A 4,121-nucleotide genomic window follows, 5' to 3' on the forward strand; every position below is an offset into this window, starting at 1 on the left:
TTCCGCAAAACTCCGCAGCTTGCGACTATGCAGCTTGTCGAGCCCGTTCGTGCGCAGGATCTCCATCGCCTTCACGCCGATCTGCAGATGCTGGTCGACCTGCCCGCGATAGAACGTGTCGGCCATGCCCGGCAGCTTCAGCTCGCCGTGCAGCGGCTTGTCCGATACGCACAGCAGCGTGCCGTACGGCACCCGGAAGCGGAAGCCGTTCGCGGCGATCGTCGCGCTTTCCATGTCGAGCGCAATCGCACGGCTCTGCGACAGCCGCTGCACCGGCTCGCGATGGTCGCGCAGCTCCCAGTTGCGGTTGTCGACGCTCGCGACCGTGCCCGTGCGCATCACGCGCTTCAGCTCCACGCCCTCCAGCCGCGTGACCTCGGCCACGCCGCGCTCGAGCGCGAGCTGCACTTCGGCCAGCGCCGGGATCGGCACCCACAGCGGCAGGTCGGCGTCGAGCACGTGATCTTCCCGCACGTAACCGTGCGCGAGCACGTAGTCGCCGAGGCGCTGCGTGTTGCGCAGCCCCGCGCAGTGACCGAGCATCACCCACGCGTGCGGGCGCAGCACCGCGATGTGATCGGTGATCGTCTTCGCGTTCGACGGGCCGACGCCGATGTTGACCATCGTGATCCCGCTGCCGTCCGCGCGCTTCAGGTGATACGCGGGCATCTGCGGCAGGCGCGGCGGCGCGGTGCCCTCGGCCGGCTCGCCGCCGAGGTTCGCGTTGTACGTGACGACGTCGCCCGGCTCGACGAACGCGCTGTACTCGCTGCGATACGCGCGCACCTCGGGATCGTCGCTTTCCGTCATCATCGTGCGGCCGAGCTTCACGAACTCGTCGATGTAGAACTGGTAGTTCGTGTAGAGCACGTAGTTCTGGAAGTGCGTGGGCGACGTCGCCGTGTAGTGGCGCAGCCGATGCAGCGAGAAGTCGACGCGCGCGGCCGTGAACAGCGCGAGCGGATGCGGCTCGCCCGGCGCCGGCTCGAACGTGCCGTTGACGATGCGGTCGTCGAGATACGACAGGTCGGGCGTATCGAAGATGTCGCGCATCGCGAGCAGGCGGTCGCGATCGAGCTCGCCCTCGAGATGGATGCCTTCCGGAAACGCGAAATGGATCGGAATCGGCTGCGACGACACGCCGATCTCGATCTTGACATGGTGGTTCTTCGCCAGCAGACGCAGTTGCTCTCGGTAGTAGTTCGCGAAGAGATCGGGGCGCGTGACCGTCGTCTCGAATACGCCGGGGCCCGCGACGAAGCCGTACGAGCGGCGCGAATCGACGTGCGTGTTGACGTCGGTGCGAATCCGCACGAACGGATAGCATGCGCGCACGTGCTCGGTAATCGCTTCGTGGCGGCGATAGCGCGCGAACGCGTCGCGCAGGAAGCCCGTATTCGTGTCGTAAATGGCGGACAACCGCGCGACGGCGGCGATCGGATCGTCGAAAGCCTCGACCGACGGGCTTTCGGGCGACAGCACACGGTGCCGGCGGCTCAAATCGTTCTTCATTTTCATCACCTCGTCTGATCCGACGACATTACCACGGAACCCGGCCGCCTTTATGGCCGCCCCTGCGCACGGAGGGGCCGGATGGCGCGCAGTATTTGCTAAAATCGGTGGGTTCACTGGAGACTCATCATGAAGCCGCTCATTTTCGTCGCCGCTGCCGTCGCGTTTGCCGCCGCCAGCGTCGCTCACGCCGCCGGCGGCACGCCTGACGCCGACGCGCAGGCCCGGGCCGAGGCCAACGAAGCCGCCGGCCTGCCCGATCTCCGCAAGATCAACCGGCCGGGCGCCGAAGTCACGTCGAAAGTGGACTTCGCCGATATCCGCCGCACGCCGAGCTTCCACGAAAAGAGCAAGAACGGCACCGAAGTCACCGAGTACCGCGACCGCGGCAAGCCGGTCGAGATCGACGTGAAGTCGAACTTCGGCACGCGCTACCAGATGAGCTCCACGCCCGACACGTCGCCGAAGCCGCATGACGCGGGCATCCCGATCACGCGCCTGCCGTCGCTGAACCTGCGCTACTGATTCCGTGGCGCGGCGCGCCAACCGCGCCGCGCCGCCCCTTCACCTGCTGTCGCGCTGCACGCCGCCCGCGTGCCGACACCCTGACCTGACGCATCCCGCATGGCCGTTTTCACCGCTGTTTCCGACTCCGATCTCGCGCAATGGATGCGCCACTACGAACTGGGCGACGTGCTTGCGTTCCGCGGCATTCCGTCCGGTATCGAAAACAGCAATTTCTTCCTGACGACGACGCGCGGCGAATACGTCCTCACGATCTTCGAAAAGCTCACCGCGCAGCAGTTGCCGTTCTACCTCGACCTGATGCGCCACCTGGCCGCCCACGGCGTGCCGGTGCCGGACCCGATCCCGCGCGACGACGGCGCGCTGTTCGGCGAGTTGCACGGCAAGCCGGCCGCGATCGTCACGAAGCTCGACGGCGCGGCCGAACTCGCGCCCGGGGTCGAACACTGCATCGAGGTCGGGCAGATGCTCGCGCGCCTGCACCTCGCGGGCCGCGACTATCCGCGCAACCAGCCGAACCTGCGCAGCCTGCCGTGGTGGCAGGAGAACGTGCCGGCAATCGTGCCGTTCATCACGGACGCGCAACGCGCGCTGCTCGAAGGCGAACTCGCGCACCAGGCCGGTTTCTTCGCGTCGGACGACTACGCAGCGCTGCCGGCCGGCCCGTGCCATTGCGACCTGTTCCGCGACAACGTGCTGTTCGCCCATGCGGCACCCGGCACCGGTCACGACGTGCGGCTCGGCGGCTTCTTCGACTTCTATTTCGCGGGCTGCGACAAGTGGCTGTTCGACGTCGCGGTCACCGTCAACGACTGGTGCGTCGACCTCGCGACCGGCGTGCTCGACGTCGCGCGCGCCGATGCGCTGCTGCGCGCGTACCAGACCGTGCGGCCGTTCACGGCCGAGGAGCGCCGCCATTGGAGCGACATGCTGCGCGCCGGCGCGTACCGCTTCTGGGTGTCGCGCCTGTACGACTTCTACCTGCCGCGCGCGGCCGAGATGCTCAAGCCGCACGACCCCGGCCATTTCGAACGCATCCTGCGTGAGCGTATCGCGCATACGCCCGCGCTTCCCGAGATCCAAACCGCATGCAACTGATCGAAGTGCCCGCGAAAACGGGCTATGTCTGGTTCCGTCAAGGCATCTGGCTGTTCCGCCGGAATCCGCTCGCGTTCATCACGCTGTTCTTCACGTACCTGCTCGCGATCACGCTGGTGTCGATGGTGCCGGTGATCGGCTCCGCGCTGCCGCTGGTGTTCATTCCCGGCATCGCGGTCGGCTTCATGGCCGCGTGCCGCGACACGGTGGCCGGCAAGACCGTGATGCCGACGATCCTGGTCGACGGCTTTCGCTCGTACGGCACCGTCGCGACCCAGCGGCTGCTCGTGCTCGGCGTGATCTACGTCGCGTCGATGGTGCTCGTGTTCGCCGCTTCGTCGTTCGTCGACGGCGGCGCGCTGTTCCACGTGATGATGGGCGCAGCCGACGAAGCAAACACGACGCCCGAGACGCTCGCCGCGCAAGGCACGCTCGGCGCGCTGTTCTTCGCGACGCTGCTCTATCTGCCGGTCGCGATGCTGTTCTGGTTCGCGCCGGTGCTGGTCGCGTGGCATGACGTCCCGCCGGCGAAGGCGCTGTTCTTCAGCGTCGTCAGCTGCTGGCGCAATCGCGGCGCGTTCGCCGTATACGGCGTGCTGTGGTTCGCCGTCGCGCTCGGCACGTCGCTCGCGCTGTCGCTGCTGCTGCAGGCGCTCGGCGCCGGCGCGTACGCGCTGACGATCATGATGCCGGTGACGATCATCATCGTCACGATGCTGTACTGCTCGTTCTACGCGACCTATCGCGGCTGCTTCGGTGTGCAGGAACCGGGCGCGACGACGACGATGTCGGGCCGCTGAATCGTGTCCTGGCCGGCGCCATGCGCCGGCCGTCACGCGGTTTCCGCGCCGGGTCGTCCCCGGCGCGCATCTGATCTTCCCCCCTTTTCCCATATCGACCGCCTCTGGTCGGCCCTGTTCAACCCGATCTTTTGCGCGCAAAATAATTTGCGTACAAATCGTTCGCGCATTGCCGCGCCTCCCGAA

At 66.9% G+C, this 4,121-nt stretch carries 4 protein-coding genes; 3 read left to right on the forward strand and 1 reads right to left on the reverse strand.

Annotation, left to right across the window (positions count from 1 at the left end):
- Positions 1-1,512, reverse strand: a 1,512-nt coding sequence (locus JMF90_RS26950; RefSeq protein WP_201325645.1) for an AMP nucleosidase, incomplete at its 3' end; no start/stop codon positions are given.
- A 129-nt stretch (positions 1,513-1,641) separates the two neighbouring features.
- Here JMF90_RS26950 and JMF90_RS26955 point away from each other — a divergent pair.
- The 3 genes from JMF90_RS26955 to JMF90_RS26965 all read left to right on the forward strand — a co-directional run bounded on the left by JMF90_RS26955 (position 1,642) and on the right by JMF90_RS26965 (position 3,935).
- Positions 1,642-2,037: a hypothetical protein gene (locus tag JMF90_RS26955; RefSeq protein ID WP_006479446.1), complete on the forward strand. Its 396-nt coding sequence runs from the start codon at positions 1,642-1,644 to the stop codon at positions 2,035-2,037.
- Between the two features lie 99 nt (positions 2,038-2,136).
- Entirely contained in the window at positions 2,137-3,135 is a 999-nt protein-coding gene (locus tag JMF90_RS26960) for a homoserine kinase (RefSeq protein WP_011548158.1), read from the forward strand.
- Entirely contained in the window at positions 3,126-3,935 is an 810-nt protein-coding gene (locus JMF90_RS26965; protein WP_006479448.1) for a BPSS1780 family membrane protein, read from the forward strand. Before JMF90_RS26960 ends, JMF90_RS26965 begins: the two co-directional genes overlap by 10 nt.
- Positions 3,936-4,121: the final 186 nt, after the last annotated feature.

The organism is Burkholderia sp. E168m23, from assembly GCF_016586125.1.
GTDB lineage: Bacteria > Pseudomonadota > Gammaproteobacteria > Burkholderiales > Burkholderiaceae > Burkholderia > Burkholderia orbicola.

Coding starts and splice junctions, on each gene's coding strand:
- JMF90_RS26960 (WP_011548158.1), top strand. CDS start 2,137: ATGGCCGTTTTCACCGCTGTTTCCGACTCCGATCTCGCGCAATGGATG.
- JMF90_RS26965 (WP_006479448.1), top strand. CDS start 3,126: ATGCAACTGATCGAAGTGCCCGCGAAAACGGGCTATGTCTGGTTCCGT.
- JMF90_RS26955 (WP_006479446.1), top strand. CDS start 1,642: ATGAAGCCGCTCATTTTCGTCGCCGCTGCCGTCGCGTTTGCCGCCGCC.